This is a genomic window from Alteromonas sp. G4i13 (genome assembly GCF_054960505.1).
Genome location: NZ_JBHNYX010000013.1, coordinates 1 through 24,590, shown reverse-complemented (window position 1 = coordinate 24,590; position 24,590 = coordinate 1). Strand labels below are relative to the sequence as shown.

The following is a 24,590-nucleotide window of genomic DNA, read 5'->3' as shown; positions in this document are numbered from 1 at the left end:
GGAAGCGGCTAAAAAACAAGCAAAGTCGAAACCCTGCGTTGACCTGTCGTTCTTCTTTTAACTTTATACTTTTGGATGAAGATCACGACAGTGCCAAATTTGCGCGGATGGTAGCACACAAAATCGCCCTGCCAAGCCCCTACCAGCAAAGTTTTTTTGATTCTCTGTCAAGCTACGTATTCAGTGCGTTAGATGACATTTTTTAGCCTGTTGATACCGCATTATTTTTTAGTACAAAAGCGGTGAGCGATTTGCTTCTAAAGTCGTAGTAAAGCTCGTCTATATATGGTGTATTTTTAATCGTAATAAAAAGCGGTTAATAAAAAACCGTCTACACTTTAAAAAAACAAAAATACAAATAGATAGGTATTTGCCGATGTGGTTAAGAAAATTCAGTTTAATTCAACGTTTGGGCATTATCGTTGCCCTAATTACGCTGTTATTTGTACTTCTTACTGCCGTTGTTTTAAACAGGCACTACGAAGCATTAAAGCAAAAGTCTTATGATGAAAATCAGCACCTGGTCGAGGTGGTTCATACCATGCTCAGTAGCTTCGCGGCGCGCGCCGACGTAGACGAGGCAACGGCTAAGCAACTGGCGTTAGAGGCCGTCAAAGCGCTACGATACGACGGCAGCAACTACTTTTGGATCCAAGACCAAACGCCATCTATGGTTATGCACCCCATTAAGTCCGCCCTTGACGGTCAAGATTTACGAACCTTTAAAGACGGGAACGGCAAAGCCTTCTTTATAGAAATGGCGCAAAAAGTGAAATCGAAAGGTGAAGGTTTTGTCGATTATGTATGGCCGCTTCCCGGTGAAGAGTCACCTACCGACAAAATTTCCTACGTTAAAGAGTTCAAGCCGTGGGGATGGACAGTGGGCTCTGGTATCTACCTTACCAATCTTGAAAAAGAGTTTGCTCATCTTCGCAATGTGATTGCGGTGTTTTGTCTGGTTAGCATAGTGCTAGTTGTGGTGCTTGTTTATGTGATTGGCGGCAGCATAGTGAAACCGGTTCAAGAAGTAAGTGAGCGAATGAAGGATATCTCACAAGGAGAAGGTGATCTTACCCGCTCGTTGCCTGAAACTGGCCAAGATGAAGTAACGCGTTTGGCACGCTACTTTAATGAATATACCGAAAAAATGCGCCATTCTCTGTTGGGGATCCGTGAGAATATTAATTCACTGACCCAGCAAGCAGAACTTGTAGAAACATCAAGTAAAAATAGTAACGCTCAGGCACAGACGCAAAATGAAAATATGCTTCAAGTTGCCGCTGCCATGGAAGAGATGACAACGCAGATAAATGAGGTTAGCAATAACGCAGATTCTGCAGAAAAAAGTACCAGCAGCGCGCGGGGTAACGTGCAAAACGGCGCCTCGGTTGTGGATAGTACCGTAAACGATATACGCTCTCTTACCTCTGATATTGAAAGCGTAAGTAGCGCTGTTACCGAACTTGCTGCGCAGACTGAAAGCATTGGTGCAGTGCTTGATGTAATTCGCGGCATTGCCGAACAAACTAACTTACTGGCGCTTAACGCTGCTATAGAAGCAGCGCGAGCTGGCGAGCAAGGACGAGGTTTCGCCGTCGTAGCTGATGAAGTGCGTACACTGGCAAGTCGAACCGGACAAAGTACCGATGAAATTCAAGCGATGATAGAAAAGCTGCAAAGTAATGCCAAAAGCGCAGTAGATGCAGTAAAAGTAAGCCAGTCAGCGTCAACCAAAACGGTAGACAACGCTATACAGGCGAATCAAAATCTGCAAGAAGCTGATCGCTTAATGACTGAAATTGCAGATATGAGTAGCGAAATAGCGCGGGCTACCGAGCAGCAAGCGGAAGCCGCTACCGAAGCGAATATGCGCATCAATGCGCTTTCGGGTGCTGCTGATAGTAGCTTGAGAACGGCAGATGAATTAGCAGCTGCGAGCCAGGCGTTACGCGCAAGCTGTATAGCAATAATGGACATTGCGAACCGCTTTAAGCTTTAAAGCATTTTACATTTCAACGAGCCTGCTGCGCTTTGCTGCAAAGCATTGAGAAGCAGGCTCCGTTTACTGCTGCTACCACTCCATAGCTCACGGTAATTTTCTTTTAAAAAAAGTAAACTTTGCCGAATTTTGCTTCTCTTACGTCAAGTTGTTTAAAAGCTCACATGGTTTAATCAATACACCTACCTTCTGCGTATGGAAGAAAAGACCTGAGTGCATTACACTCAGAGGCACCATAAGTGGCGGTTAATCGATTACTTTTTATTGAGCGATATACTAGCCACCAAAGTAGTGACTTATGCGCAATAAAAGCCAGACGCGCAAAAAATCAAGGAGTTGAATATGAGCAGTGGTTCAAAGGGTAAGCCTATTTTATTATGGGTTGTCGGTTTTTTCGTGTTGCTATTTTTGGTGTATTTCCTGTTCGCCAATACCATCATCAAATCTATTCTTGAGTCCAAGCTGGGCGAATCCTATGGAGCAGAAGTGAATATCGACGAGTTCGACCACTCTCTTTTTCCAACAACTGTTACGCTGAAAGGTATTGCACTCACCAACCCCACAAAGCCTACTCACAACCAAGTTTTTGTAGGCGAAGCTCATGCAGACGTTGAGCTAAAGCCACTGTTAGATGATCAAGTTATCGTAAACAATCTTGATTTACTGAAAGTGCAGTTCGATACACAGCGCGAGTCTGAAGGTGAAGTGTATCGCGTTCCAGAACGTTCACTGTCATTTGACGAAATTAAAGCAAAAGCCAAAGAAGCCGTGCCTACGGTTGACGAACTTCTCGCCCGCAATCCACTAAAAACCACTGCTGCCATTGAAAATGCAAAGTCTGCCTACGAAACCTATGGAAAAGGTTTGAAAGACGACTATGAATCTCTACCTGATAAGTCGCGCATTGAGTACTACAAAACGCAGGTAGCCCAGCTAAAAGAAACGAACTACAAAGACCCTCAAGCCTTGGTACAGGCAAAGTCTTCTTTTGATAAGTTGAAAGAAGAAATGCAGGCAGACCGCGCGCTTATTAGCAATTTCACGGAAAAAGCGAGCGATGCCAAACAAGCCCTTAGTGAAAGTGTTGAAGCACTTAAGAAAGCGCCACAAGAAGATTACGCGTTGCTAAAAGGGGTAATTGCAGGTGACCAAGCGGCACTTTCTCAAGTCACTTACTTTGTGTTTGGCGACAAAGCGGCGGAATACACTGAGTACCTTATGGCAGCAATGCAAATTGTTATGCCGCTCATTCAAGGTGAAGAAAAAAGTGAAGCACCGACTGAAGTGCCGTCGATTTTGGTGAAAGAAGCCAATGTATCAGTGCTTTGGCAAAATGAATCTATCACCAGCAAATGGAACAACATTACAAACGTTCACGAAGTATTCGGTAACCCCACCACCTTTACTATTGAAGCAGCGGGCGAGTTACTAAAGTCGTTTACTTCCAGCGGTGAATTCTGGATTGACGGCAACGGGGTTGACGCTAGCCAAGTCTGGCAGCTAGCCGGTGTGAATATGTCTAACATTTCATTTAGCGGTAATGAAACACTAAATGCGGTGCTTAAATCAGCGCTGATGAAAACCAATGGATCGATGAAAGTCACTGATAACATGCTTACCGGTACGGGCGAAGTTGACCTTCAGCAGCTCGTTATGGAAGCAACTGGCACCAGTGATATCACCAGTGCTATTGCGCAGGCACTGCAAACGTTAACCAGCCTAAACATGACGATGCTGCTAGACGGCACGCTTTCAGACCCTGGCTTTAACATTAAGTCTGATCTGGATAATAAGCTGGCTAAAGCGGCGCTTTCACAGCTTACTGCCAGCCAAAAAGACAAGCTGGATGAATTAAACAACAAACTCAACAGCATGATAAGTAACGAACAATCATTGCTATCAGGCGAGCTTGTTGACGTAAACAGTATGCTTAGCGCAGCCCAAGGCGACAGTGCCGCCCTTCAGGAGCTGCTTCAAGCTCAACTTAACAACGTTGTTGAGCAGCAAAAAAGTAAGCTGTTTGATAAATTGAAGGGAAAATTGGGCCAAGGTGAATAATGCGCCTTTGACTCGACGCTGCTTCGCGGCATAATAAGACACAGCAGAGGCGAAGAGCCTCTGCTTTTTTTCCGCTTAACCACATTGTCAGGTGAATCTGTGTTGCAAGGTAAATGGCTTCCCATTGTATTGATAGTACTGCTTGGTCTATTGCAATACAGGCTATGGTTTGGAAAAAATAGTATTCCCGATTACTTCAACCGAAAACAAGAAGTTCACTCTCAAGCCCTTCAAAATGCCAACCTCGCTCAGCGCAATGCCCTACTTAAAGCTGATATTAGCGATTTAAAAATTGGTCTAGAAGCCATTGAGGAAAGAGCCCGAAATGAACTCGGTCTGATCAAAAAGGGAGAAACCTTCTACCGTATTTTGCCCGCAGATTCTAAGTGAAGAAAATGACATCGCCCCGCGTTGTTGCGGTTATCCCCGCAGCCGGAGTTGGCAGCCGAATGCAGGCTGACCGCCCAAAGCAATACCTCACCTTAAATGGTAAAACCATTCTTGAACACACGATTGACGCGCTGCTACAGCATCCGTTAATCGATGACGTGATCGTAGCGATAAGCCCAGGTGACGCGTATTTTGATCAATATCGGTTACGTGAAAAACCCATTCGCGTTGTAGATGGCGGAAAGGAACGCGCTGATAGTGTATTGAACGGGCTTATGTCACTTGGCGAGAACGATTGGGCACTGGTTCACGATGCCGCGAGGCCTTGTATAGAAGAGAGCGATATTTCCGCACTGCTCGAATTAATGAGCAGTGATAACGTTTCTGGCGGTATTCTAGCTACCCCTGTTCGTGACACCATGAAGCGGGTCAGACCTTCAACAAATGTTATTTCTCACACTGAAGACCGGGACGGTCTTTGGCACGCTTTAACGCCTCAACTTTTTCCAGCAACATTGCTAAAACGCGCGCTTCAAAATGGTTTATCACAGGGCGCGAATATCACAGACGAAGCCTCTGCCATGGAGCTTGAAGGCTACAAAGTTGCCATGGTAAGCGGAAGTCCGGCAAATATAAAAATAACGCATCCGGCCGATCTTCCTTTGGCAGAATTTTATCTTAAGCAAAAATTAAGCGCGCAAGGCCAGAACGCTCAAAACTACAGAGCTCAAAGCCACAGCGCAAAAAATCAAAAGGCACAATCATAATGCGAATTGGACACGGATTTGATGTACACAAGTTTGGCGGTGAAGGCCCCATCACAATAGGTGGCGTCAGTATCGACTATGAGCAAGGACTGTTAGCTCACTCAGATGGCGATGTATTACTACACGCACTGTGTGATGCAATGCTAGGTGCAGCAGCACTCGGTGATATTGGCAAGCACTTCCCTGACACAGACGACGCATACGCGGGTGCAGACAGCCGCGTGCTGCTGCGTCACGTTGTCAATGTAGTAAGGGAGAAAGGTTACCGCTTAAGTAATGCAGATATGACCATTGTGGCGCAAGCACCTAAGATGGCGCCGCATATTACTGCTATGCGTGAGATTATTGCCCAAGACTGCAACGTATCGCTTGACGACATCAACGTAAAAGCAACGACCACTGAAAAGCTAGGCTATACAGGCCGTAAAGAAGGCATTGCCTCTCACGCCGTTGTTCTACTGGAAAAATTATGAAGCCTTTACACACTGACCACTGGCAGTACTATTTCGCAAAACCTGTATCCACCGGTATTTTTAAATTCCAAGCCGACGATTTTCAAGTTGTCGAGGATTTGGGTTATACCCCTTGTGGTGAAGGCGAGCACCAGTTTGTATTTATTGAAAAAACCAACACCAATACCGCGTTTGTCGCTGAGCAGCTAGCCCGTTTCGTTAACCTTCCATTACGCCAAATTACCTATGCTGGTCGCAAAGACAAATACGCGGTAACGCAACAGTGGTTTGGTATTCATGCGCCGGGTAAGCCTGACTTCGACTTCAGCAACTTTGAACTGGAAGGCGTTAAAGTGCTTAAGCAAATGCGTCACAATAAAAAGTTGCGAACGGGTCAGCTTAAAGGCAATCACTTTACGATTACCTTGCGCCAGGTACTGCATCCTGAGGCCATTGAAGAGCGTCTTCAAGAAATTGAAAAGCACGGTGTGCCGAACTATTACGGCGAACAACGCTTTGGCGTAATGCGCTTAAATGACATGGGTGAAGTGCAACGCGGTGGAAACCTGGTAATGGCCGAGCGAATGGTAAACGGTGAAACCATCAGACACCGCAACAAACGTTCCATGGCGCTTTCTGCACTGCGCAGCTGGCTATTTAATGAAATGCTTTCTGCACGCTTAGAAAAAGACATGTTCGACAAGGTCACTCACGGCGACGCGCTGGTGCTTTCAGGTTCTAACAGCTTTTTCATCAACGAAGGTTCCGACGGCTCTGAGCAGCAGCAAGACGCACAACGTCGTTTTAATGCCAAAGACGTATGCCCTTCAGCACCGCTGTGGGGTAAAGGTGAACTTGTTACGCAAGCTGACACACTAGCACTTGAGCAATCTGTTGCAGAGCAAAATAGTGAAGTTATCGACTTTTTAAGCCAGTGCGGGTTCGAACAAGAGCGTCGCGCGATAAAAATTTGGCCTTCACAGCTTGAATGGCAGAGTAAGGGTGATACATTTACTATCTCGTTTGCGCTTCCAAGTGGCTGCTTTGCAACCTCAGTCCTTAGAGAGTGCGTGGAAACCTTGTCCCCAATTAACAGGGTGTAAAGAGTATTGAGAAAGCGTGGCGCGCAACAGACTAAACCTCGCGTGGCTGTGGATAAGAATAAAGGAAAGTACGCAACATCATGAGAGCTTCTAGAAAAGGAGACGCGTTAGCACAACTGCTTTATAACGAGGGAATACGTTCGCAAGCAGTATTGAACGCCATTGCTGGTACGCCGCGGGAGAGCTTTTTACCCGACGCGCTGAAACATAAGGCCTATCAAAATACGGCATTGCCAATAGGTCAAGGCCAAACCATTTCGCAGCCTTATATTGTTGCGAAAATGACAGAGTTGCTGCTAGATAGCCCTAATAAACCCGAGAAAGTGTTAGAAATAGGCACGGGTTCAGGTTATCAGACCGCTATACTCGCGCAGCTTTTTGCCAAAGTATTCAGTGTTGAACGTATTAAATCATTGCAGTTCCAAGCGAAACGTCGAATGAATCAGCTCGACCTTCACAATATTGCAATGAAACACGGCGATGGTTGGAAAGGTTGGGCGTCCAAGGGCCCTTACGATGCCATTATTGTCACCGCCGCCGCTGCAAGTCTTCCACAGGATTTGTGCGATCAGCTTAAAGAAGGCGGGCGGTTGATTATTCCCGTAGGTAACGAGCAACAATCGTTACTGTGTATTGATAGGATTGAAGGTGAACTAAAAACATCGACCATTGAATCGGTCCGATTTGTTCCCCTTGTAGCAGGAGAGCTAATGTGAAGCTTTTTGAGCCATGTTATGACATGGCGTTACGCTGGGCGAGACATCGTCACGCAACCAAATATTTGGGTGGGTTAAGCTTCTCAGAGTCGGTTTTCTTCCCTATTCCACCTGATGTTATGCTTGCGCCAATGGCACTGTCTCAGCCTGCTAGAGCATGGCAGTTCGCTTTTATTACGACCATCGCGTCGATTTTGGGCGGTATAGCTGGCTATTGGCTTGGTTACTTTGCTTTCGATGCTTGGCTGGCTCCGCTTATCGAGAGCTGGGGGTATACCCACAAAATAGACACGGCAATGCAGTGGTTTAAAGACTACGGCGTATGGGTAGTTTTTCTTGCTGGTTTCTCACCTATCCCTTATAAAATTTTCACTGTGAGTGCTGGCTTCTTGCAAATGGCCTTCTTGCCATTTGTACTGGCATCTGCTGTTGGTCGAGGCGCACGCTTCTTTTTGGTCGCAGCACTCATGCGCTGGGGGGGCGCAGCCATGGAGCAAAAGCTAAGGCAGTATGTAGAAGTGCTTGGATGGGGAGTAGTCATCCTCGCATTATTCGCTTATTTACTATTGCGATGACATGCGTAGGCCCCACCTTCACATAGGAATTTTGTTATATATTTGTGTACTCATCGGGGGCTGTGCAGGAAGAAGTGCACCCGCTCCCGTGGTTTTATTAAATAGCCAAGTTTCAGATGGAAGCGAAGAATACACAAAAAAAACCTATAAAGTTCAACGGGGAGACACCCTCTATGCGGTGGCATGGTACACGGGAAATGACTATCGCGACTTAGCAAAATACAACCAATTATCAGCTCCTTACACCATTTTCCCTGGTCAAGTTTTAAACGTCACGCCACCTTCGAATGTGGCTACAGCCCCCGTTATACCTAAGTCCAAGACCAATCAGTCAACAGCTCCGACCACATCAAATGTAGACAAAAGTTTGGTTGACCGCCCACAACCACAGGCGTATCGTGAAAGTGAAAAAGTTGTTAAGCCACAAAATGTTACAACTGTCAAGAAGCCGTCACAAAGCGTCAAAAAACAAACACCGACGAGTTTTCCAGACAAAGTACAAGAGTGGGTGTGGCCTGCAGAAGGTAAGGTAGTTGGAACCTTCAGTAAGTCAGAGTCAGGCAACAAAGGTATTGATATCGCTGGTGCTAAAGGCAGTAAAGTCGTAGCGGCAGCAGATGGAAAAGTTGTTTACTCAGGTAGCGCACTAAGAGGTTACGGTAATCTGGTTATCATTAAGCATACAGATACCTTTCTAAGTGCCTATGCCTACAACGACACTATTTTAGTCAAAGAACGAGAATGGGTGTCGGCAGGGCAGCAAATTGCAACCATGGGTGACAGCGGAACAAATTCGGTAAAACTTCACTTTGAAGTTAGGTATAGAGGGAAATCATTAGACCCTATGAAATACCTGCCAGCATTAAAATAATAAAAATAAATAACAATAAAAAAAGACAAAGGAGAAACGTCATAAGGTAAACCTTGTAGCAGGAGATTCATGATGGGTAAGTCAAATAAAGCCTTAGAATCAAAACCGCAAGATGATGTAGAAGTCATCGATATGCCAGCTGATATGAAAGCTGACGAAACCTTAGTTAACGACGCTGACCTAGAAAATGACGACGCTATTTTCAGTCAGGATGACCAACCTAAAAACCTAGATGCCACACAGCTTTATCTAGGCGAGATTGGTTTTTCACCACTGCTAACCGCAGAAGAAGAAGTTTATTTTGCGCGCCGCTCACTGAAAGGCTGCGAAGCCTCTCGTAAACGTATGATTGTAAGCAACCTTCGCCTTGTTGTTAAGATTGCTCGCCGTTATAACAACCGTGGGTTGGCACTTCTAGATTTAATCGAAGAAGGCAATTTAGGACTAATTCGTGCCGTAGAGAAGTTTGATCCTGAACGCGGATTCCGCTTTTCAACATACGCCACATGGTGGATACGCCAAACCATCGAACGCGCTATCATGAACCAAACGCGCACCATTCGTTTGCCTATTCATGTAGTGAAAGAACTAAACGTTTATTTACGTGCTTCTCGTGAACTTTCACAAAAGCTTGATCATGAGCCAACTGCAGAAGAAATTGCACTAGCGCTTGATAAGCCTGTAGAAGATGTCACTAAGATGTTGCGTTTAAACGAGCGCATTACCTCTGTCGATACACCTATTGGTGGAGAAAATGATAAAGCTCTCCTCGACATTATTGCTGACGAGAAAGAGTTTAGCCCTGAAGAGAGCTTACAAGACTCAGATATCAAAAGTAATATTGTAACCTGGCTTGAAGAACTAAACCCCAAGCAACGCGAAGTACTTGCTCGTCGTTTCGGTCTTATGGGATATGAACCTTCAACACTTGAGGATGTGGGTGCCGAAATTGGCTTAACACGTGAACGTGTTCGTCAAATTCAAGTAGAAGCACTTCGCCGTCTTCGCGATATGTTGGGTCATCAGGGTCTTTCATTAGAGAACCTGTTCGACCAAATGAAGTAGCATCTGCGCGCAACGCAAAAATAAAAATGCCAGTGTTGTGAAGCTCTCAATTTTTGAGTTTCACAACACTGGCATTTTTTTATTTTAAATTGGACCTAGTTCCAATCTCTCCGTTAGTTTCGAACGAGAGTAACGAATGTGTAAGGGTGAGGATTTTTCTCATCGGCGTCATGTTCATCACGTGATACTTCCGTCCAACTTGCTGCCGCCTCATAGTCTGGGAACTGTGTATCTCCGTCAACAGTCAAATCAATATGTGTGAGATACAAAGTGTCAGCGCTATCTAAGAACGTTTGGTAAATAGTACCGCCACCGATAATCATTATTTCATCGTTGTCGCTGTTCTCTGCGCTTAGCGCTTTGGCTACCTCAATCGCTGACTCTGGTGAATCTACTACCGTCGCGTCAGATAAGCTGTAGTCAGCATTACTCGTTATAACAATGTTTGGCCTGCCAGGTAATGCCCTTCCGATTGACTCATAGGTTTTGCGGCCCATTATGACGGCTTTGCCTAAGGTGATCGCTTTAAAGTGTTTTAAATCAGCCGGTAAGTGCCACGGCATATCATTATCTGCGCCTATAATTCTGTTTTTCGCCATAGCAGCAATCATCGCTATCTTCATTTCATTACCTATAAAGCCGTTTTTATTGTTGAACCGCGGCAGTATATCAATATCAGCGACCAAATGTGTATTGGCTCAAAGGGTATCGCTTTAACACCCAACAAATAGAAACAGTTATCATTTGCATTATTATTTTAACTGTTCTAGTGTGTATACAGGAGGTCGCGACAATGCAAATAAACTATCTATGCCCTAAACACGCAGATTGGGTTTACAACAACCCAGAACAGGCCCTACACGTAATGGCGCGCGATGAAATGCAAGGCACAATGCTTATGCAAAGCGGTCAGTTCAGTGAAGCAATTCCATACCTTGGCTGTGCGTTTGATATCGCCGTTATTCTGCTTGAGGTAGACGGCGGTGAGAACAACGCAATGACAGCTAAGATTATGGGCTTAACAAGCTTGCTTGAAGAGACATACTTTCATCTGAAACTGCCTCACCACCGAAACGCCATTGTCGACAGAGCTCATACTGTCATCAGCGCCTCGAACAACATCGTGAACAGCAATGTACCACTGCGCTTCGCCGTGTAGTTGCACCGATACTTATGCGCCTAACTACTTCACCTTACTTTTACTAACGCTTTAGGAGAATTCATGAAAGTTAACCTTAAACGCTCAGCTCTAATGCTATACGCCGCTGTATTTAGTTCAGGCGCATTCGCTCATGCAGGACACGATCATGAACACTGGACTAGCGGTGTTATGCATGCTCTGTTTTACGCGTCGCTTGTAGGCTGTGCAGCTGCGTGTGGCTTTGCGGCTTACAAATACTTCAACGCTAAAAAGCGCTCAGCAAAGTAAGGGGGTACAAATTATGATTCATCAATTACTCTCAAAACTTCATGCCGTTAGCCCATTCCCTGCGGTTAGCGCACATTGCGACATTCCTTGCAAAATTTACGATCCGTTTTCGGCGCAGTTGGCTGCGTTGAGTGTTATTCGCTTCGTAGACCTACTTAACGAACTGGCCGAAAAAGAGACACTTACGTTCGCAGATCAAGCGCAAATGAGCCGCCTAGTAGCAGAAAAGGAAACCCATGCAGAGAAAGTAAAGCAAGAAGTCAGGGTAATATGGGGCGATTACTTTAAAGCCCCTCAGTTTGAGAAGTTTCCAGACACTAACGAGCTGGTACATAAAATCATGCTGGCCGGTTCTGGGTGTAAGCAACACGTCAGCAGAGAAAAAGCTGAAGAGCTGCTTTCGTTAGTGAATGAATTTGCCGAGCGTTTTTGGGCAACCAAAAATGTCGCAACCAAAAAAGCAACGTGCCCCTATCCACCTTCTGAAGAAGTGGTTTATCCCGACCTCTAAATGTTTAAAATTATGCGAGTTACGGGGAGCAGCATGTTGCCTTCTCTAAACGACGGTGACTTTGTCTGTGCAATGAGATGGCCTTTTAGGTGGCTGCGTAGTGGGCAAATCGTAGTTGTTAAAAGCAGCACTTACGGCGTAATTATCAAAAGGGTAGACCATGTTAACATCGACGGAACGTTTACCTTAACGGGCGATAACAAGGCCCACTCTGTAAGCCAAGAGGCCATGGGTAAGTTTACTCGCGCTCAATTGCTGGGAAAGGTTATCTATCATATCAGTGAGTAAGCCAGCACGATGAGGGTGCATTAGCCTAACCGCGTTACTTACAAAAAAGCTCGCACGTTGTCTTTGCAACGATGCGAGCTTTTTTTGTTCTAATTTGCTTTAGAGCACTGGTTATGAGTAATTGTTTCTCAACGACTGTTTCTCAGCGACGATACTCAACTTCCACGTCGTAATCGTCTTCGTCCCAGTCGTCGTCATCTAGGTCATCTTCAAACTCATCATGAGCTTCAAGTGTATTCTTGTGGTAAGTGTCCCACTTGAATTCTACTTCTTTCTTCTCTTCTTCCTCTTCCAGTTCAGCTGGAAGAGTTTCAATGAAGTCCATAATGTCGTTACACAAAGGATCTAGGTTCATCTTTTGGAACGCAGAGATTTGATAAACTGGGCCTTCCCAACCTAGTGCATCGATCACGTGCTGACAGCGTTCTTCAGCTTCTTCTTCAAGTAGTAAATCGACTTTATTAAATACTAACCAACGGGGCTTTTCTGCCAATTTAGGGCTGTATTTTTCAAGCTCTTCAATGATCGCTTTTGCGTGCTCGGCAGGATCCGTTTCATCAACAGGGAAAATATCTACCACGTGAAGCAAGATACGACAGCGCTCTAAGTGTTTTAAGAAGCGTATACCTAGGCCAGCACCATCGGCAGCACCTTCTATCAAACCAGGAATATCCGCAACAACGAAGCTTCGCTGTGAATCTTGACGAACCACCCCTAAGTTAGGCACAAGGGTTGTAAACGGATAATCAGCCACTTTAGGCTTAGCTGCTGATACAGAGCGGATAAAGGTTGATTTACCTGCGTTAGGCATACCAAGTAAGCCAACATCGGCTAGAAGCATAAGCTCTAGCTTAAGGTTACGAATTTCACCTGGTGTACCATTGGTCTTTTGACGTGGGGCACGGTTCGTACTGCTTTTAAAGCGGGCATTACCTAAACCGTGAAAACCACCTTGTGCCACTTTAAGCTTTTGACCATGACGAGTCAGGTCACCTAATACTTCGCCAGTATCACTATCAGTAGCACGCGTGCCAACAGGCACCATTACGGTGAGGTCTTTACCTTTCTTACCGATACAGTTGCCGCCTTGACCATTTTGGCCACGCTCAGCACGGTGAAAGCGCTCAAAGCGATAATCGATCAATGTATTTAGGTTTTCATCGGCCTGTAAAAATACACTGCCGCCGTCACCACCGTCGCCACCGTCTGGGCCACCTTTAGGTACGTATTTTTCCCTTCTAAAGCCAATTGTACCGTTGCCGCCGTCACCGGCTTCAACGCGAATTTCAGCTTCATCTACAAATTTCATTTATCACTCCGGGCTGTAATGCCGTGGGTTATTAACTTATTTAATGCGAATACTAAGTTTACACCAAATTGCGCATCGGCGCTTTTGAGTCTACTCAGCATTCTAAAAAATTGAGAAGTAAAACCTTGCTCAACGCTAATTCATTTTCAGAATATAATCGCTATTAATTAAGAACAGAAAAAGAAAGAAAGGTTTCACAAAACAAAAAACCCCGCAAGCGCGGGGTTTTTCTAAGCCTGTTCGGCGAGAAGCTTACGCGCTTACTCAGCTACGATGCTTACAAATTTACGGTTCTTCGGTCCTTTAACGTCGAACTGAACTTTACCGTCTTTTAGTGCAAACAACGTGTGGTCTTTACCGATACCCATGTTGTCACCAGCGTGGAAACGAGTACCACGTTGACGAACAATGATGTTACCAGCAAGAACAGATTCACCACCAAAGCGCTTAACACCTAGGCGTTTACTTTCTGAATCACGACCGTTTTTGGTACTACCACCAGCTTTTTTGTGTGCCATGTGTTCGTGCTCCTATTATGCGTTGATACCAGTGATTTTCACTTCTGTGAACCACTGACGGTGACCCGCTTGCTTACGAGAGTGCTTACGACGACGGAACTTAACGATTTTTACTTTATCGCCACGACCGTGTGTAACAACCTCAGCAGTCACCTTACCACCAGCAACGATTGGTGTGCCGATTTTTACGTCGTCACCGTTGCTTACCATTAAAACTTTGTCAAATTCAACCGTTTCGCCTGGGGCTACTTCGATTTTTTCAAGACGAACGGTTTGGCCTTCGGCCACACGGTGTTGTTTACCGCCACTTTGGAAAACCGCGTACATAGTTAACTCCGCTCTGCGTCCACTGACGCTTCAATTCAAAAAACAGGGCGCGAATTGTACGTGAAACATCCGTAAATCACAACCCCGATTCGCAGAAAAATAGATTATTTTTCCAACATGGGGCGAATTATGCCCCAATTGCGTATTTGATGCAGCTTCAAATGCCCAAAAACCGTTAAAAATTCACAAATTTTTTTGAAAAAACAGTAAAAATTTTTAGGTCGTATTAAATCAAAATGGAAATATTGATAGGTTAAATTACATAGAAATGCGATCCAAACAGCGCAAGATCACGCGAGCGAGATCGGCAAACGATCCTCAAATATGCATTGCGATCAGACTGCGATCGAGCTGTTAGATCCCACGAATAGGATCGTTTTTACGATTACTACTTCCCCACTTTGTATCTGTGATTTGGGGCAATGCTACTCCCCTAATTGAGAAACAAAGTTGCTCTTAAACACTTCGTTTTCTTCATACAAACGTCAAAAAATAGCGACTTAACAGGAAAAATTATCGAGAGCACCTATAATTGCATGTGATCGCATGATTAAGGGGGCGTACATGCGGCAAACCGCTAAACACGGAACAGAATTTATATGAAGAATGCAGCCCCACCTTTTTCACATCTGGTTTAACCGTATTTGAGGAATTACACGTAAATGCGTTAAGCCGTCATTTTTTAAGACAATTTGGTGGATAGTACAGATGATTAAGGTACAATCGCCACCAATAATTGCCCAAGACGTAAGAGTAAGTATTTATTGCCATGCCTATGGATATAGATCAAATCCGCGCCCTGTCTAATGATGATATGCAGGCGGTCAACCAGCTGATTCAACAACAAGTCGACTCTGATGTTGCCCTAATTAATCAGCTTGGTTTTTACATTGTAAACAGTGGCGGCAAGCGATTACGCCCACTTCTTACCGTGTTAAGTGCGCGGGCTATGGGAATAGACAACAACGATCACCATACCCTTGCGGCGATTGTTGAATTTATTCATACCGCTACCCTGTTGCACGACGATGTGGTTGACGAATCGACCATGCGCAGAGGGCGGGAAACGGCCAATGCCATTTTTGGCAATCAGGCATCAGTATTAGTGGGTGACTTTCTTTACACCCGTTCTTTCCAAATGATGGTGAGCCTTAAACGCATGCGCGTTATGGAGATACTGTCTGAAGCCACAAACCAAATTGCTGAAGGTGAAGTGTTACAGCTGATGAACTGTAACGATCCCAGCACCACAGAAGCACGTTACTTTGATGTTATTTACGGTAAAACGGCGCGTTTGTTTGAAGCTGCTACGCAGTTAGCGGCTGTGCTGACCGACCAAAATGAGCACATTGAACACGCTATGCAAGAATACGGCAAGCACCTAGGCACAGCCTTTCAGCTAGCTGACGATATACTTGACTACATGGCTGACAGCGAAGAAATGGGGAAGAATGCCGGCGACGACTTAGCTGAAGGTAAGCCTACTCTGCCATTACTTTACGCTATGTGGCACGCAAGAAATGACGACGACAAAGCGCTTATTCAAGAAGCTATTGAACAAAGCAATGGCCTACCACACTTGACGCGGATTCAAGGCATTATGGAAGAAACCGGTGCTTTGGACTACACACGTGAATGTGCGCAAAAAGAAGTACAAATGGCCATTAACAGCTTAAACGCTATTGAAGATTCTGAATATAAAGAGGCGTTAATCGCGCTGGCACACATTTCAATTGAGCGTACAAGCTAACTAGCGATAGATAACTAATTGTCGATAAGTGATATGAAAAGGCGTGTTGTAAGCAACACGCTTTTTTTATTGGCAATTACCAATTACGAAAACTAGTTAATACCAGTCCGCATAGATAATTATTAAAAAGCTAGCCTTCGAGCATGAAGCCTATCATCCCCACTAAAAAACCAAGAATACCGCCAAGCGGAGGAAGCCAATGGTTTTCCATACGAATTTGCGGTGCAATATCCTGAAACACCGAATAAAGTATTCCACCTGCGGCAAACAGCATTATACCGCTCATTACAACGGGGAACTGCGCTAGATAATAAAAGCCTAACAAGCTAAACAAGGGGCCAAGTAGCGCCATTAATACAAAGATAATAATGAGTTTGGTACTGCGCTGCTTGTTCTTTGGCAACATTTCCCTATACGCATTAAACCCTTCTGGTAAGTTTTGAACTGCAATCAGTAGGCCTAATAACATGGTACCTCCGCCTAACGCTGCCGTAGTACCAAGTGCGATAGACTCAGGCACAAAATCACTGAGCATGGCAGCTAACTGGCTGCCTGCGGTTTTCTTTTTCGCTAGATAAATATCAAGGGCCATGAAAGCTAAGGCACCGCCAACGAAGCACATTATGGCAGCAAATACCGATACGTCTTTTATGCCTTCAGGTACGAGCACAAGTCCCACCGCCGAAATTAGCGCTCCTGCTCCTAACGCTAAAATGCCATGGCGTAACTCTTTTTCTAGCCACTTAGGCTGAATGCCTTGATAAGTCGCTAAAATAGCGCCTGCGGGCATAGCTAAGCCTGCTACTGTTGCCATTATCAATAAACCTACTATATCGCCTTGTGCCATAAAGACTCCTTTCTAGCTGTTGTCTGTGCTTGTCTATTTATTGATTACTGCACACAGCACCATTAGTTTACAAATAAATCCTTTTCTACACGCGTAACGAAAAAGAGCAGCTTAAGGCTGCTCTTTGCATTTATAACGATGGGTTGTGTTGGCTATACACAAAAAGTCGATTAATTTAAGTCCAAATCTCGGGTCATGTTCTCGTTCTTATCGCGATGCACAATAATGTTGTCTTCAATGCGAATGCCACCAAAAGGTTTGTATGCATCAATGGTATCCCAGTTGATGTACTTAGACGCAGGCGTCGCTTTAAGGTCGCGCAGTAGACTATCGATGAAGTACAGGCCCGGCTCAATAGTGAACACTTGACGCGCTTCTACCATACGCGTGCAGCGTAAGAACGGGTGATCATCAGGAGCAGGCTTAGGCGTGCCTCTGTCATCATTAACCAATCCGCCCACATCGTGTACCTGCAGCCCCAAGAAATGGCCAATGCCATGTGGGAAGAACGTGCGTGTAATACCCATTTCCACAATCTCAGGTGGCGTTAAATTCACCATGCCGGTATCGTGAAGAATTTGCGCAATACCATCGTGGGCTAACAAGTGAATGTCTGTGTAGGCTACACCCGGCTTTAACGAATCGACTAAGGTCAGCGTTACCTTATCTACCGCTTGAATGAGGTCGCGGAACATCGCTGAATTATGAACACCTTCTTGAGCGTAAGTACGTGTAATATCTGCCGCATAGCCATGATAATTTGCACCCGCATCAATCAGAAACGAACGTGATTCTTTTGGCGCTACGGTATCACACTGCATGTAATGCAGAATTGAAGCATGCTCGTTAAGTGCCACAATACTGGTATATGGTACGTCGTTGTCACCTTGTCGACTTGCTGCAGCATAGGCAAGATTGATATCAAACTCGCTTTTGCCTTCACGGAAGGCTTGCTCAGCGGCCTTATGACCTGCCACCGCCAGCTTGTTAGCTTCACGCATGCAGTCAAGTTCATAGTCGGTTTTATAAGCACGTTGATAATGCAAATAATGCAACACGCGGTCTGGATTTACATTGTCAAAACCCAACGCTTTTGCCACTTCAATATATTCGCCTACATAGGCAAAACGGCTTTTATCGTAAGGCAGAAATTTCTCTACCGCATCGGCCTGTTGAAGTAGTTTAATGTCGAAGCTGTCAGTCCAAAAGTCATTTGGCTCTGGTGGCACTTTGTGCCAGAAATCTTCAGGGCGATAGAAAATAAGCGTAGGCTTGTCTACACCGTTTACCACCAGCCAACAGTTAGGGTTATCAATAACAGGCACCCATGCTTTGAACTGCGGGTTTACCTTAAATGGGTAGTGATTATCGTCCAAGAAAAGACGTTTGCCCTGCCCTGAGTGAATAACTAGTCCGTCTAGCCCTTCTCGCTGTAATGCTTCGCGAGTTCTAGCTTGAAGCTCTTCGATATGCTGTTGGTAGGTTGCTTTATGTTGCGACATAGCCCCTCTTATCTTTTTAGTCGTTAGTTAGCTACTAGTGTATCACGAGGCCAGCATGACATGCATACTGGCTCAGACCGCTGTGCTGTTGTATACGTTAAGTTTCCCATACTGGTAAAATAATAACGTAATGAAAGGCGTACCCTTATACGCCTAACCTTTGATAGCTATCGCGGTGCTAGTTGCAGTGTACCTGTTACCGGATGTGTACTTACTGCATCTGCCGATGGGATCATATCGCGGGTAAGTTGAGGGAAGATATTCTCGTTTCCACCTAACTGCTGGTCGTAAATATGCTGATACGCCATCACCGCCTTCACGTAAGCACGGGTTTCTTTGTAGGGAATATTCTCAATCCAAATATCCACGGGCAGCGCTTCATTAGCAGGTAACCATTCCAACACTTTACGCCAACCAGCGTTATAAGATGCGGACACCAGCACTGGGTTATTGTTTAACTTGTCCATTAAATAACGAAGGTACTGCACGCCGTATTCAACGTTATCGTCTACCTGAAAAAGTGTGTTACGACTTACTTTCTCTTTTGCTACATAACGCGCTGTTCCCGGCATAAGCTGCATGAGTCCTGCCGCTCCCACCGAAGAGATAGCATCGCTTCTAAACGAACTTTCGCGGCGTGCAATAGCCATAGCCAGCGACTTTGAAATGCTGTATGCCTGCGACTTTTCGCTGAATACATCGTTAAAGGCCAGTGGGAATCGGCGCTCGACATCATCCCAATAGCCACTTCGCGCAAAACTGGTAATAGCTTGATCGTACAAGCCCCACTCATACGCCAAAATGCCCGCATCGGTCACTTTCGATTCGGGTAAATGTGACAGTAAATAAAACCACTCGCGGCGCGCTTCTGTGGTTCTGTCTAACCTGAAAAATTCAACAGAGCGCATGGTGGCAGGGGTTTTCGCCACACTGGCAATAGCTGCCTTGTCTCTTGGCGCTGGCGTGTGTGCAAGCGACGGAATTTCGCCTATGTGCGCACTTGCCATAAAGCCATAATAATGGCGTTCTTGAGAAAGCTCTTTATAAAGCACGGTAGCCTGCATAGTTTGACCAAGCGCTTCTAAAGCTCGGGCTTTCCAATAGCGATAGTTTTCTTCTCGCTGCAAACTGACAGGAGCGCTATCAATAACATTAACCACTTCCTGCCACTTTTTCGTGCGAAGCAAATGGGAAATATGCCAAAGCTTTACATCTTCACTGGCACCCTGCACATCAGCAAGTTCAAGCCAATGATGCGCTTGAGGAAGGCGGTCTAGCGTGTAGCTAAGCGCTATTGCTCTTCGCATAACGTGCTGCTGCGCTGGCGAGAACACGTTTTTGTCGTTGTAGCGGTTAAATACCGTGCCGGCTAAGTCAGGGTTTCGCCAAGCAAGTTTCTCGACCGCCCATACGATTACCTCAGCTTCATGCGATGCATTTTTTAGTGGAAAGAGCGCCGTTCTATTTACTCGGCTGGTGTCTCGGGTTACCGATAGCCACGCGTCAGCCAGGTATTGCTTATCACCGGGAAGTTGGCGCTTAAGATAAGAGATAATGCTTCGGTTATCTTCTTTCGCGGCAATCTCTATGCGCTTGATCACCATTTCGGGTGTCATCATGCCAGCTTTTTTCCACTTAGCAAAAAGCGGATCGCATTCATCCGGTTGCGACTGACCGTGAAGCCATAAAGCGTCGACTTCAGACAAAATAGCTTGTTCGCTTTCACCTTCTTTTAAACGGTAATTAAGCGCGATACAGGTTAGCCTTGCGCCCATGCCTGGGCGATAATTGTCTAAAAAAGTGCTGCGATAATCGTTCTTAGCAAGGTAATTAAGCCATTTATAACGCACACCGTAGCTTACCGGCTGACCATTGAAATCTTCTAGAAACTGCTTAACCTCGCGCTTTGTTCTTATTGACATCGTGCGCTCTAGTTTGAGTCTTAGCAGATAAGGATAAAGCGGATAATGCGCCAGTTCATAAATGTCGTTATCGAGGCGCTGAACGCTTCGCTTCGAATACGTTAACAGCTTTTTTTCAACTTCCAGATAACGAGCGCGATCCTTTTCGAAAATATCTTCGGGTAGTGTTAAAGGCTGTGTAGCCCATGCGCCGATAGAGAAAAATGAAGAGAGCGAGCAAACAAATGCCCCCACAACGGTGGCGAACAATTTATTGTTTTTTGTCAGCGAGCGCTGACCTAACCACGAACTAAAATAAAAACCAGACACAATAGAACTCCTACCCTGCTCTACACTCGAACGCTTATGAGCGCTGGCAAATTTGCCGAATCGAGCTGATTGTAAAATGTTGCTGAAAAAGCAGCATTGCGACTGATCCACTACGTTCGTTTGATAAACGAAAGGAAGATTTCAGCCTGGCTCCTTGCCAAAGAAGATGTTGTGCCAGCTGTCGTTAGCTATGCTTTACACACATAGTTGACATGATTGTAGATTATTCTTTTGCTGGATTGGCGCTTTGCGTCAATAACGCTCATTATACAACCACCAATGGCGAAATGAAGCTTGAATTCGATATTTACACTTGAATTTAAGTCATCCGACCACTACCTTAGACAAATTGAAACGCTTGTTTGATTTTTTGTTGAAATTTTGTGTGGCTTTGTAAAGAATCTAGCCACCCTAACGCGTTAGTGAATGCATACGACCCTACAAATTAGTTGGATTACTTCACTAACATCCTGGCCAATGCCGAAGGAGATGATAATGATATACACAGGCAAAAGTCTTTCCGTCAGCCTGTTAGAAGACGGCTTTGCTGAGCTGGTATTCGACGCCCAAGGTTCAGTAAACAAGTTCGACCGCCAAACGGTGAGTGAACTTGACGAAGCAACTCAAGCCCTACTTGCTAAAGGCGATGTTAAAGGCTTAGTGGTACGCAGTGCAAAACCTGCCTTTATCGTGGGTGCTGATATCACCGAGTTCACTGGCCTATTCGCCATGGACGATGCAGAAGTACTACAGTGGGTTGCCAATACATCACAAGTATTCGACCGCTTCGAAGACCTACCTTTCCCTACCATCGCTGCAGTTAACGGCTTCGCTCTAGGTGGCGGCTGTGAGATGGCATTGGCGTGTGACATGCGTATTGCAGACACTACTGCTTCAATTGGTTTACCAGAAGTTAAACTAGGCCTAATGCCTGGTTTTGGTGGTACGGTTCGTCTACCTCGCCTTATTGGTTCAGACAACGCCCTTGAGTGGATGACCACTGGCCGCGACAGAAAAGGCGCGAAAGCCCTTGCTGAAGGCGCAGTTGATGCCGTTGTTGCACCAGAAGCACTTGTTGAAGGTGCGCTTTCAATGGTTAAAGACGCCGCTGACGGTAAATTTGACTGGCAAGCGCGTCGTGCGGTTAAGAAAGCCCCACTACAGCTAAACAAAAACGAAGCCATGATGAGCTTCAGTACTGCTCAAGCTATGGTGTTTGCGCAAGCTGGCAAACACTACCCAGCACCGCACAAAATGGTTGAGACTGTTCAAAAAGCAGCTGGCCTAGACCGTGAAGGTGCACTTAAGCTTGAAAATGAAGGCTTTGTAGCGTTAGCGAAAACCGACGCAGCGAAAGCACAAATTGGTATTTTCCTTGCCGACCAGCTAGTTAAGAGCAAAGGTAAAAAGCAAGCGAAAGCAGCTACTAAGCAATCTAAGCTTAACGCTGTGCTAGGGGCAGGCATCATGGGCGGCGGTATCGCATACCAGAGCGCTGTGAAAGGCACGCCAGTTATCATGAAAGACATCAATCAAGGTGCACTAGACCTTGGCCTTTCAGAAGCAGCGAAAATTCTTGGTAAAGGCATGCAGCGCGGTAAAGTAGACGCGACTAAAATGGCGCAAACACTTAACGCTATCACGCCTACCCTTGAGTACAGCACGCTTAAAGATGCTGACCTTGTTATTGAAGCGGTTGTAGAAAACCCGAAGGTAAAAGGTATTGTGCTTAAAGAGGTAGAGGACAACGTAGCGGACGACGCTATCATTTGTTCAAACACTTCTACTATCTCTATCAATCAGCTCGCTGAAAGCCTAGACAAGCCAGAGCGCTTCTGTGGTATGCACTTCTTTAACCCAGTGCACCGCATGCCGCTTGTTGAAATTATTCGTGGCGAAAAAACCTCTGAAGAAACCATCAATGCAGTAGTAGCCGCTACCCTTAAAATGGGCAAAACCCCAATTGTGGTTAACGACTGCCCAGGGTTCTTGGTAAACCGCGTATTGTTCCCATACTTTGCGGGCTTCAGTAAGCTACTTATCGACGGCGCTGACTTTGTAGCGGTTGATAAGGTAATGGAAAAAATCTTCGGCTGGCCAATGGGCCCAGCATACCTAATGGACGTTGTAGGCATCGACACTGGCGATCACGCCGCAGACGTAATGGCTGCAGGTATTCCAGAGCGTATGGCTCGCCTAGACAATGACCCGGTAACTCTTTTCTACAAAGAGCAGCGTTTAGGTCAGAAGAACGGTAAAGGTTTCTACAACTATGGTGTTGATAAGCGCGGCAAGCCGTCTAAAACACCTGCTGAAGAAGCCTACGCACTAATGGCGCCACACGTAGCTGAGAAGACAGACTTTGAAGCAGACGACATTATTGCACGCCTTATGATCCCTATGGCAAACGAAGCGATTCGCTGCCTAGAAGAAGGCATTGTAGATAGCGCAGCTGAAGCAGATATGGCGCTACTTTACGGCTTAGGTTTCCCTCCATTCCGCGGTGGTATTTTCCGTTGGATTGAAACCATTGGCTTGGCGAACTTTGTTGCTATGGCAGACAAGTACGCTGAACTTGGTCCTATTTATCAGATCTCAGACGGCGTTCGTGAAATGGCCGCTGCTGGTAAATCGTATTTCGCATAAGACCCGGAGGAAAAACTAATGAAAGAAGTAGTCGTAATCGATTGCGTTCGTACCCCTATGGGTCGTTCAAAAAACGGTGTTTTCAGAAATGTGCGCGCAGAAGACCTATCTGCTGCACTAATGACCGCGCTACTAGCGCGTAACCCTGGCGTAAACCCAGCGGAGATTGAAGACATCATTTGGGGCTGTGTTCAGCAAACTAAAGAACAAGGCTTCAACGTTGCACGTAACGCGCAACTACTAACAAAAATTCCACGCACAACAGGCGCGGTAACGGTTAACCGTTTATGTGGTTCATCAATGCAAGCCCTTCACGATGCAACAAGCGGCATCATGAGCGGTCGTGGTGACATTTACATGATTGGTGGTGTTGAGCACATGGGTCACGTACCGATGAACTACAACATCGACTTCCACCCTGGTCTTGCTAAGTACACGGCGAAAGCGTCGGGCATGATGGGCATGACAGCTGAGCTACTTGGTCGTCAGAACGGCATTACTCGTGAACAACAAGACGCATTTGGCGCACGTTCGCACCAGCTAGCGCACAAAGCACACCTTGAAGGCCGCTGGGCTAACGAGATTGTGCCTGTTGAAGGTCACGATGCAAACGGCGTATTAAAGCTTATTGATCATGACGAAGTGGTACGCCCTGAAAGTACAGTAGAGAGCATGGCGGCACTTCGCCCAGTGTTCGACCCTGTAAACGGTACAGTAACTGCGGGGACATCGTCTGCGCTGTCTGACGGTGCGTCGGGCATGCTACTTATGTCAGCAGACCGTGCTAAAGAGCTTGGCCTAACGCCACGTGCGAAAATTCGCTCGATGGCAGTAGCTGGTTGTGATGCAGCAATTATGGGTTACGGCCCTGTGCCAGCAACACAGAAAGCCCTTAAGCGCGCTGGCCTAACAATGGACGACATTGAACTTGCTGAGTTTAACGAAGCGTTCGCGGCACAGGCGCTATCGTGCATTAAGCAACTAGGTTGGATGGACCACCTAGATACTAAGATTAACCTTAACGGTGGTGCGATTGCACTTGGTCACCCACTAGGTTGTTCTGGTTCACGTATCTCAGGTACGCTTATCAACCTAATGGAATCACAAGACGTAAGCCTAGGCTTAGCGACTATGTGTATTGGTTTAGGTCAAGGTATTGCTACCGTATTTGAGCGTGTATAAGCGTTTAAATAAGCACTTTTAAAGCTAATTATTGAAAAGGGCCTTCGGGCCCTT

General features: G+C 45.8%; 24 protein-coding genes. 17 read left to right on the top strand and 7 right to left on the bottom strand.

Features of this window, described 5'->3' with window-relative positions; genetic code table 11:
* Nucleotides 1–376 precede the first annotated feature (376 nt).
* From ACFI6J_RS08325 to rpoS, 10 genes are all read left to right on the top strand, one after another.
* Entirely contained in the window at nucleotides 377–1,999 is a 1,623-nt protein-coding gene (locus ACFI6J_RS08325; protein ID WP_462586007.1) for a methyl-accepting chemotaxis protein, read from the top strand.
* A gap of 342 nt (nucleotides 2,000–2,341) precedes the next feature.
* A complete protein-coding gene (locus ACFI6J_RS08320; RefSeq protein WP_039224435.1) occupies nucleotides 2,342–4,057 on the top strand; it encodes a TIGR03545 family protein in 1,716 nt (571 codons plus the stop codon).
* Nucleotides 4,058–4,156: 99 nt separating this feature from the next.
* Nucleotides 4,157–4,447: a cell division protein FtsB gene (ftsB, locus tag ACFI6J_RS08315; RefSeq protein WP_014948164.1), complete on the top strand. Its 291-nt coding sequence runs from the start codon at nucleotides 4,157–4,159 to the stop codon at nucleotides 4,445–4,447.
* Between the two features lie 5 nt (nucleotides 4,448–4,452).
* Complete coding sequence (gene ispD / locus ACFI6J_RS08310) at nucleotides 4,453–5,214, top strand: 2-C-methyl-D-erythritol 4-phosphate cytidylyltransferase (protein WP_156077854.1); 762 nt, start codon at nucleotides 4,453–4,455, stop codon at nucleotides 5,212–5,214.
* Complete coding sequence (gene ispF, locus ACFI6J_RS08305) at nucleotides 5,214–5,687, top strand: 2-C-methyl-D-erythritol 2,4-cyclodiphosphate synthase (RefSeq protein ID WP_014948162.1); 474 nt, start codon at nucleotides 5,214–5,216, stop codon at nucleotides 5,685–5,687. The genes ispD and ispF overlap by 1 nt, the downstream gene beginning before the upstream one ends.
* Nucleotides 5,684–6,769 (top strand): tRNA pseudouridine(13) synthase TruD, encoded by a 1,086-nt coding sequence (gene truD / locus ACFI6J_RS08300; RefSeq protein ID WP_014975597.1) that lies wholly within the window; start codon nucleotides 5,684–5,686, stop codon nucleotides 6,767–6,769. Before ispF ends, truD begins: the two co-directional genes overlap by 4 nt.
* A gap of 80 nt (nucleotides 6,770–6,849) precedes the next feature.
* Nucleotides 6,850–7,485, top strand: a complete 636-nt coding sequence (locus tag ACFI6J_RS08295; RefSeq protein ID WP_014948160.1) for a protein-L-isoaspartate(D-aspartate) O-methyltransferase — start codon at nucleotides 6,850–6,852, stop codon at nucleotides 7,483–7,485.
* Nucleotides 7,482–8,060: a YqaA family protein gene (locus ACFI6J_RS08290; protein WP_156077853.1), complete on the top strand. Its 579-nt coding sequence runs from the start codon at nucleotides 7,482–7,484 to the stop codon at nucleotides 8,058–8,060. Before ACFI6J_RS08295 ends, ACFI6J_RS08290 begins: the two co-directional genes overlap by 4 nt.
* 31 nt (nucleotides 8,061–8,091) lie before the next feature.
* Nucleotides 8,092–8,931, top strand: coding sequence for a peptidoglycan DD-metalloendopeptidase family protein (locus ACFI6J_RS08285; RefSeq protein ID WP_052247334.1), 840 nt, complete (start codon nucleotides 8,092–8,094; stop codon nucleotides 8,929–8,931).
* Nucleotides 8,932–9,003: 72 nt separating this feature from the next.
* Nucleotides 9,004–9,996, top strand: coding sequence for an RNA polymerase sigma factor RpoS (gene rpoS, locus ACFI6J_RS08280; protein WP_371342002.1), 993 nt, complete (start codon nucleotides 9,004–9,006; stop codon nucleotides 9,994–9,996).
* 113 nt (nucleotides 9,997–10,109) lie between these two features.
* Here the strand turns inward: rpoS and folA are convergent, their stop codons facing one another.
* Nucleotides 10,110–10,607: a type 3 dihydrofolate reductase gene (gene folA / locus ACFI6J_RS08275; protein WP_039231980.1), complete on the bottom strand. Its 498-nt coding sequence runs from the start codon at nucleotides 10,605–10,607 to the stop codon at nucleotides 10,110–10,112.
* A gap of 182 nt (nucleotides 10,608–10,789) precedes the next feature.
* On the opposite strand from folA, the gene ACFI6J_RS08270 reads away from it, so the two are divergent.
* The 4 genes from ACFI6J_RS08270 (at nucleotide 10,790) to ACFI6J_RS08255 (ending at nucleotide 12,224) form a co-directional block, all read left to right on the top strand.
* Nucleotides 10,790–11,155 carry a hypothetical protein gene (locus ACFI6J_RS08270; RefSeq protein WP_014948155.1) on the top strand — a complete coding sequence of 122 codons (366 nt, stop codon included), beginning with the start codon at nucleotides 10,790–10,792 and terminating at the stop codon, nucleotides 11,153–11,155.
* Nucleotides 11,156–11,218: 63 nt separating this feature from the next.
* A complete protein-coding gene (locus ACFI6J_RS08265; RefSeq protein ID WP_014978232.1) occupies nucleotides 11,219–11,425 on the top strand; it encodes a hypothetical protein in 207 nt (68 codons plus the stop codon).
* 13 nt (nucleotides 11,426–11,438) lie between these two features.
* The gene (gene sodN / locus ACFI6J_RS08260; protein WP_061439385.1) at nucleotides 11,439–11,936 is read left to right on the top strand and encodes a superoxide dismutase, Ni; all 498 of its coding nucleotides are present in this window, start codon (nucleotides 11,439–11,441) and stop codon (nucleotides 11,934–11,936) included.
* A complete protein-coding gene (locus tag ACFI6J_RS08255; protein WP_061439383.1) occupies nucleotides 11,937–12,224 on the top strand; it encodes a S24/S26 family peptidase in 288 nt (95 codons plus the stop codon).
* Between the two features lie 142 nt (nucleotides 12,225–12,366).
* Here the strand turns inward: ACFI6J_RS08255 and cgtA are convergent, their stop codons facing one another.
* The 3 genes from cgtA to rplU all read right to left on the bottom strand — a co-directional run bounded on the left by cgtA (nucleotide 12,367) and on the right by rplU (nucleotide 14,378).
* The gene (gene cgtA / locus ACFI6J_RS08250) at nucleotides 12,367–13,533 is read right to left on the bottom strand and encodes an Obg family GTPase CgtA (protein WP_014948151.1); all 1,167 of its coding nucleotides are present in this window, start codon (nucleotides 13,531–13,533) and stop codon (nucleotides 12,367–12,369) included.
* 260 nt (nucleotides 13,534–13,793) lie between these two features.
* A complete protein-coding gene (gene rpmA, locus ACFI6J_RS08245) occupies nucleotides 13,794–14,051 on the bottom strand; it encodes a 50S ribosomal protein L27 (protein ID WP_012517170.1) in 258 nt (85 codons plus the stop codon).
* Between the two features lie 15 nt (nucleotides 14,052–14,066).
* Nucleotides 14,067–14,378: a 50S ribosomal protein L21 gene (gene rplU / locus ACFI6J_RS08240; RefSeq protein ID WP_012517169.1), complete on the bottom strand. Its 312-nt coding sequence runs from the start codon at nucleotides 14,376–14,378 to the stop codon at nucleotides 14,067–14,069.
* 775 nt (nucleotides 14,379–15,153) lie between these two features.
* Here rplU and ispB point away from each other — a divergent pair.
* Complete coding sequence (gene ispB / locus ACFI6J_RS08235) at nucleotides 15,154–16,128, top strand: octaprenyl diphosphate synthase (protein ID WP_014948150.1); 975 nt, start codon at nucleotides 15,154–15,156, stop codon at nucleotides 16,126–16,128.
* Nucleotides 16,129–16,258: 130 nt separating this feature from the next.
* Here the strand turns inward: ispB and ACFI6J_RS08230 are convergent, their stop codons facing one another.
* From ACFI6J_RS08230 to ACFI6J_RS08220, 3 genes are all read right to left on the bottom strand, one after another.
* The gene (locus ACFI6J_RS08230) at nucleotides 16,259–16,975 is read right to left on the bottom strand and encodes a ZIP family metal transporter (protein ID WP_061439380.1); all 717 of its coding nucleotides are present in this window, start codon (nucleotides 16,973–16,975) and stop codon (nucleotides 16,259–16,261) included.
* A 170-nt stretch (nucleotides 16,976–17,145) separates the two neighbouring features.
* Nucleotides 17,146–18,477 (bottom strand): Xaa-Pro dipeptidase, encoded by a 1,332-nt coding sequence (gene pepQ, locus ACFI6J_RS08225; RefSeq protein WP_014948148.1) that lies wholly within the window; start codon nucleotides 18,475–18,477, stop codon nucleotides 17,146–17,148.
* Between the two features lie 167 nt (nucleotides 18,478–18,644).
* Nucleotides 18,645–20,708, bottom strand: coding sequence for a transglycosylase SLT domain-containing protein (locus tag ACFI6J_RS08220; protein ID WP_348670952.1), 2,064 nt, complete (start codon nucleotides 20,706–20,708; stop codon nucleotides 18,645–18,647).
* A gap of 495 nt (nucleotides 20,709–21,203) precedes the next feature.
* On the opposite strand from ACFI6J_RS08220, the gene fadB reads away from it, so the two are divergent.
* A complete protein-coding gene (gene fadB, locus ACFI6J_RS08215) occupies nucleotides 21,204–23,354 on the top strand; it encodes a fatty acid oxidation complex subunit alpha FadB (protein WP_014948146.1) in 2,151 nt (716 codons plus the stop codon).
* An 18-nt stretch (nucleotides 23,355–23,372) separates the two neighbouring features.
* The gene (gene fadA, locus ACFI6J_RS08210; RefSeq protein ID WP_061439374.1) at nucleotides 23,373–24,536 is read left to right on the top strand and encodes an acetyl-CoA C-acyltransferase FadA; all 1,164 of its coding nucleotides are present in this window, start codon (nucleotides 23,373–23,375) and stop codon (nucleotides 24,534–24,536) included.
* The last annotated feature ends 54 nt before the right edge of the window (nucleotides 24,537–24,590 follow it).

Excerpts from the sequence above, each read along its gene's own strand:
- ACFI6J_RS08325 (WP_462586007.1), top strand. The coding sequence starts at position 377 with ATGTGGTTAAGAAAATTCAGTTTAATTCAACGTTTGGGCATTATCGTT.
- ACFI6J_RS08320 (WP_039224435.1), top strand. The coding sequence starts at position 2,342 with ATGAGCAGTGGTTCAAAGGGTAAGCCTATTTTATTATGGGTTGTCGGT.
- ispD (WP_156077854.1), top strand. The coding sequence starts at position 4,453 with ATGACATCGCCCCGCGTTGTTGCGGTTATCCCCGCAGCCGGAGTTGGC.
- ispF (WP_014948162.1), top strand. The coding sequence starts at position 5,214 with ATGCGAATTGGACACGGATTTGATGTACACAAGTTTGGCGGTGAAGGC.
- truD (WP_014975597.1), top strand. The coding sequence starts at position 5,684 with ATGAAGCCTTTACACACTGACCACTGGCAGTACTATTTCGCAAAACCT.
- ACFI6J_RS08295 (WP_014948160.1), top strand. The coding sequence starts at position 6,850 with ATGAGAGCTTCTAGAAAAGGAGACGCGTTAGCACAACTGCTTTATAAC.
- rpoS (WP_371342002.1), top strand. The coding sequence starts at position 9,004 with ATGGGTAAGTCAAATAAAGCCTTAGAATCAAAACCGCAAGATGATGTA.
- folA (WP_039231980.1), bottom strand. The coding sequence starts at position 10,607 with ATGATTGCTGCTATGGCGAAAAACAGAATTATAGGCGCAGATAATGAT.
- ACFI6J_RS08270 (WP_014948155.1), top strand. The coding sequence starts at position 10,790 with ATGCAAATAAACTATCTATGCCCTAAACACGCAGATTGGGTTTACAAC.
- ACFI6J_RS08265 (WP_014978232.1), top strand. The coding sequence starts at position 11,219 with ATGAAAGTTAACCTTAAACGCTCAGCTCTAATGCTATACGCCGCTGTA.
- sodN (WP_061439385.1), top strand. The coding sequence starts at position 11,439 with ATGATTCATCAATTACTCTCAAAACTTCATGCCGTTAGCCCATTCCCT.
- ACFI6J_RS08255 (WP_061439383.1), top strand. The coding sequence starts at position 11,937 with ATGTTTAAAATTATGCGAGTTACGGGGAGCAGCATGTTGCCTTCTCTA.
- cgtA (WP_014948151.1), bottom strand. The coding sequence starts at position 13,533 with ATGAAATTTGTAGATGAAGCTGAAATTCGCGTTGAAGCCGGTGACGGC.
- rpmA (WP_012517170.1), bottom strand. The coding sequence starts at position 14,051 with ATGGCACACAAAAAAGCTGGTGGTAGTACCAAAAACGGTCGTGATTCA.
- rplU (WP_012517169.1), bottom strand. The coding sequence starts at position 14,378 with ATGTACGCGGTTTTCCAAAGTGGCGGTAAACAACACCGTGTGGCCGAA.
- ispB (WP_014948150.1), top strand. The coding sequence starts at position 15,154 with ATGGATATAGATCAAATCCGCGCCCTGTCTAATGATGATATGCAGGCG.
- ACFI6J_RS08230 (WP_061439380.1), bottom strand. The coding sequence starts at position 16,975 with ATGGCACAAGGCGATATAGTAGGTTTATTGATAATGGCAACAGTAGCA.
- pepQ (WP_014948148.1), bottom strand. The coding sequence starts at position 18,477 with ATGTCGCAACATAAAGCAACCTACCAACAGCATATCGAAGAGCTTCAA.
- fadB (WP_014948146.1), top strand. The coding sequence starts at position 21,204 with ATGATATACACAGGCAAAAGTCTTTCCGTCAGCCTGTTAGAAGACGGC.
- fadA (WP_061439374.1), top strand. The coding sequence starts at position 23,373 with ATGAAAGAAGTAGTCGTAATCGATTGCGTTCGTACCCCTATGGGTCGT.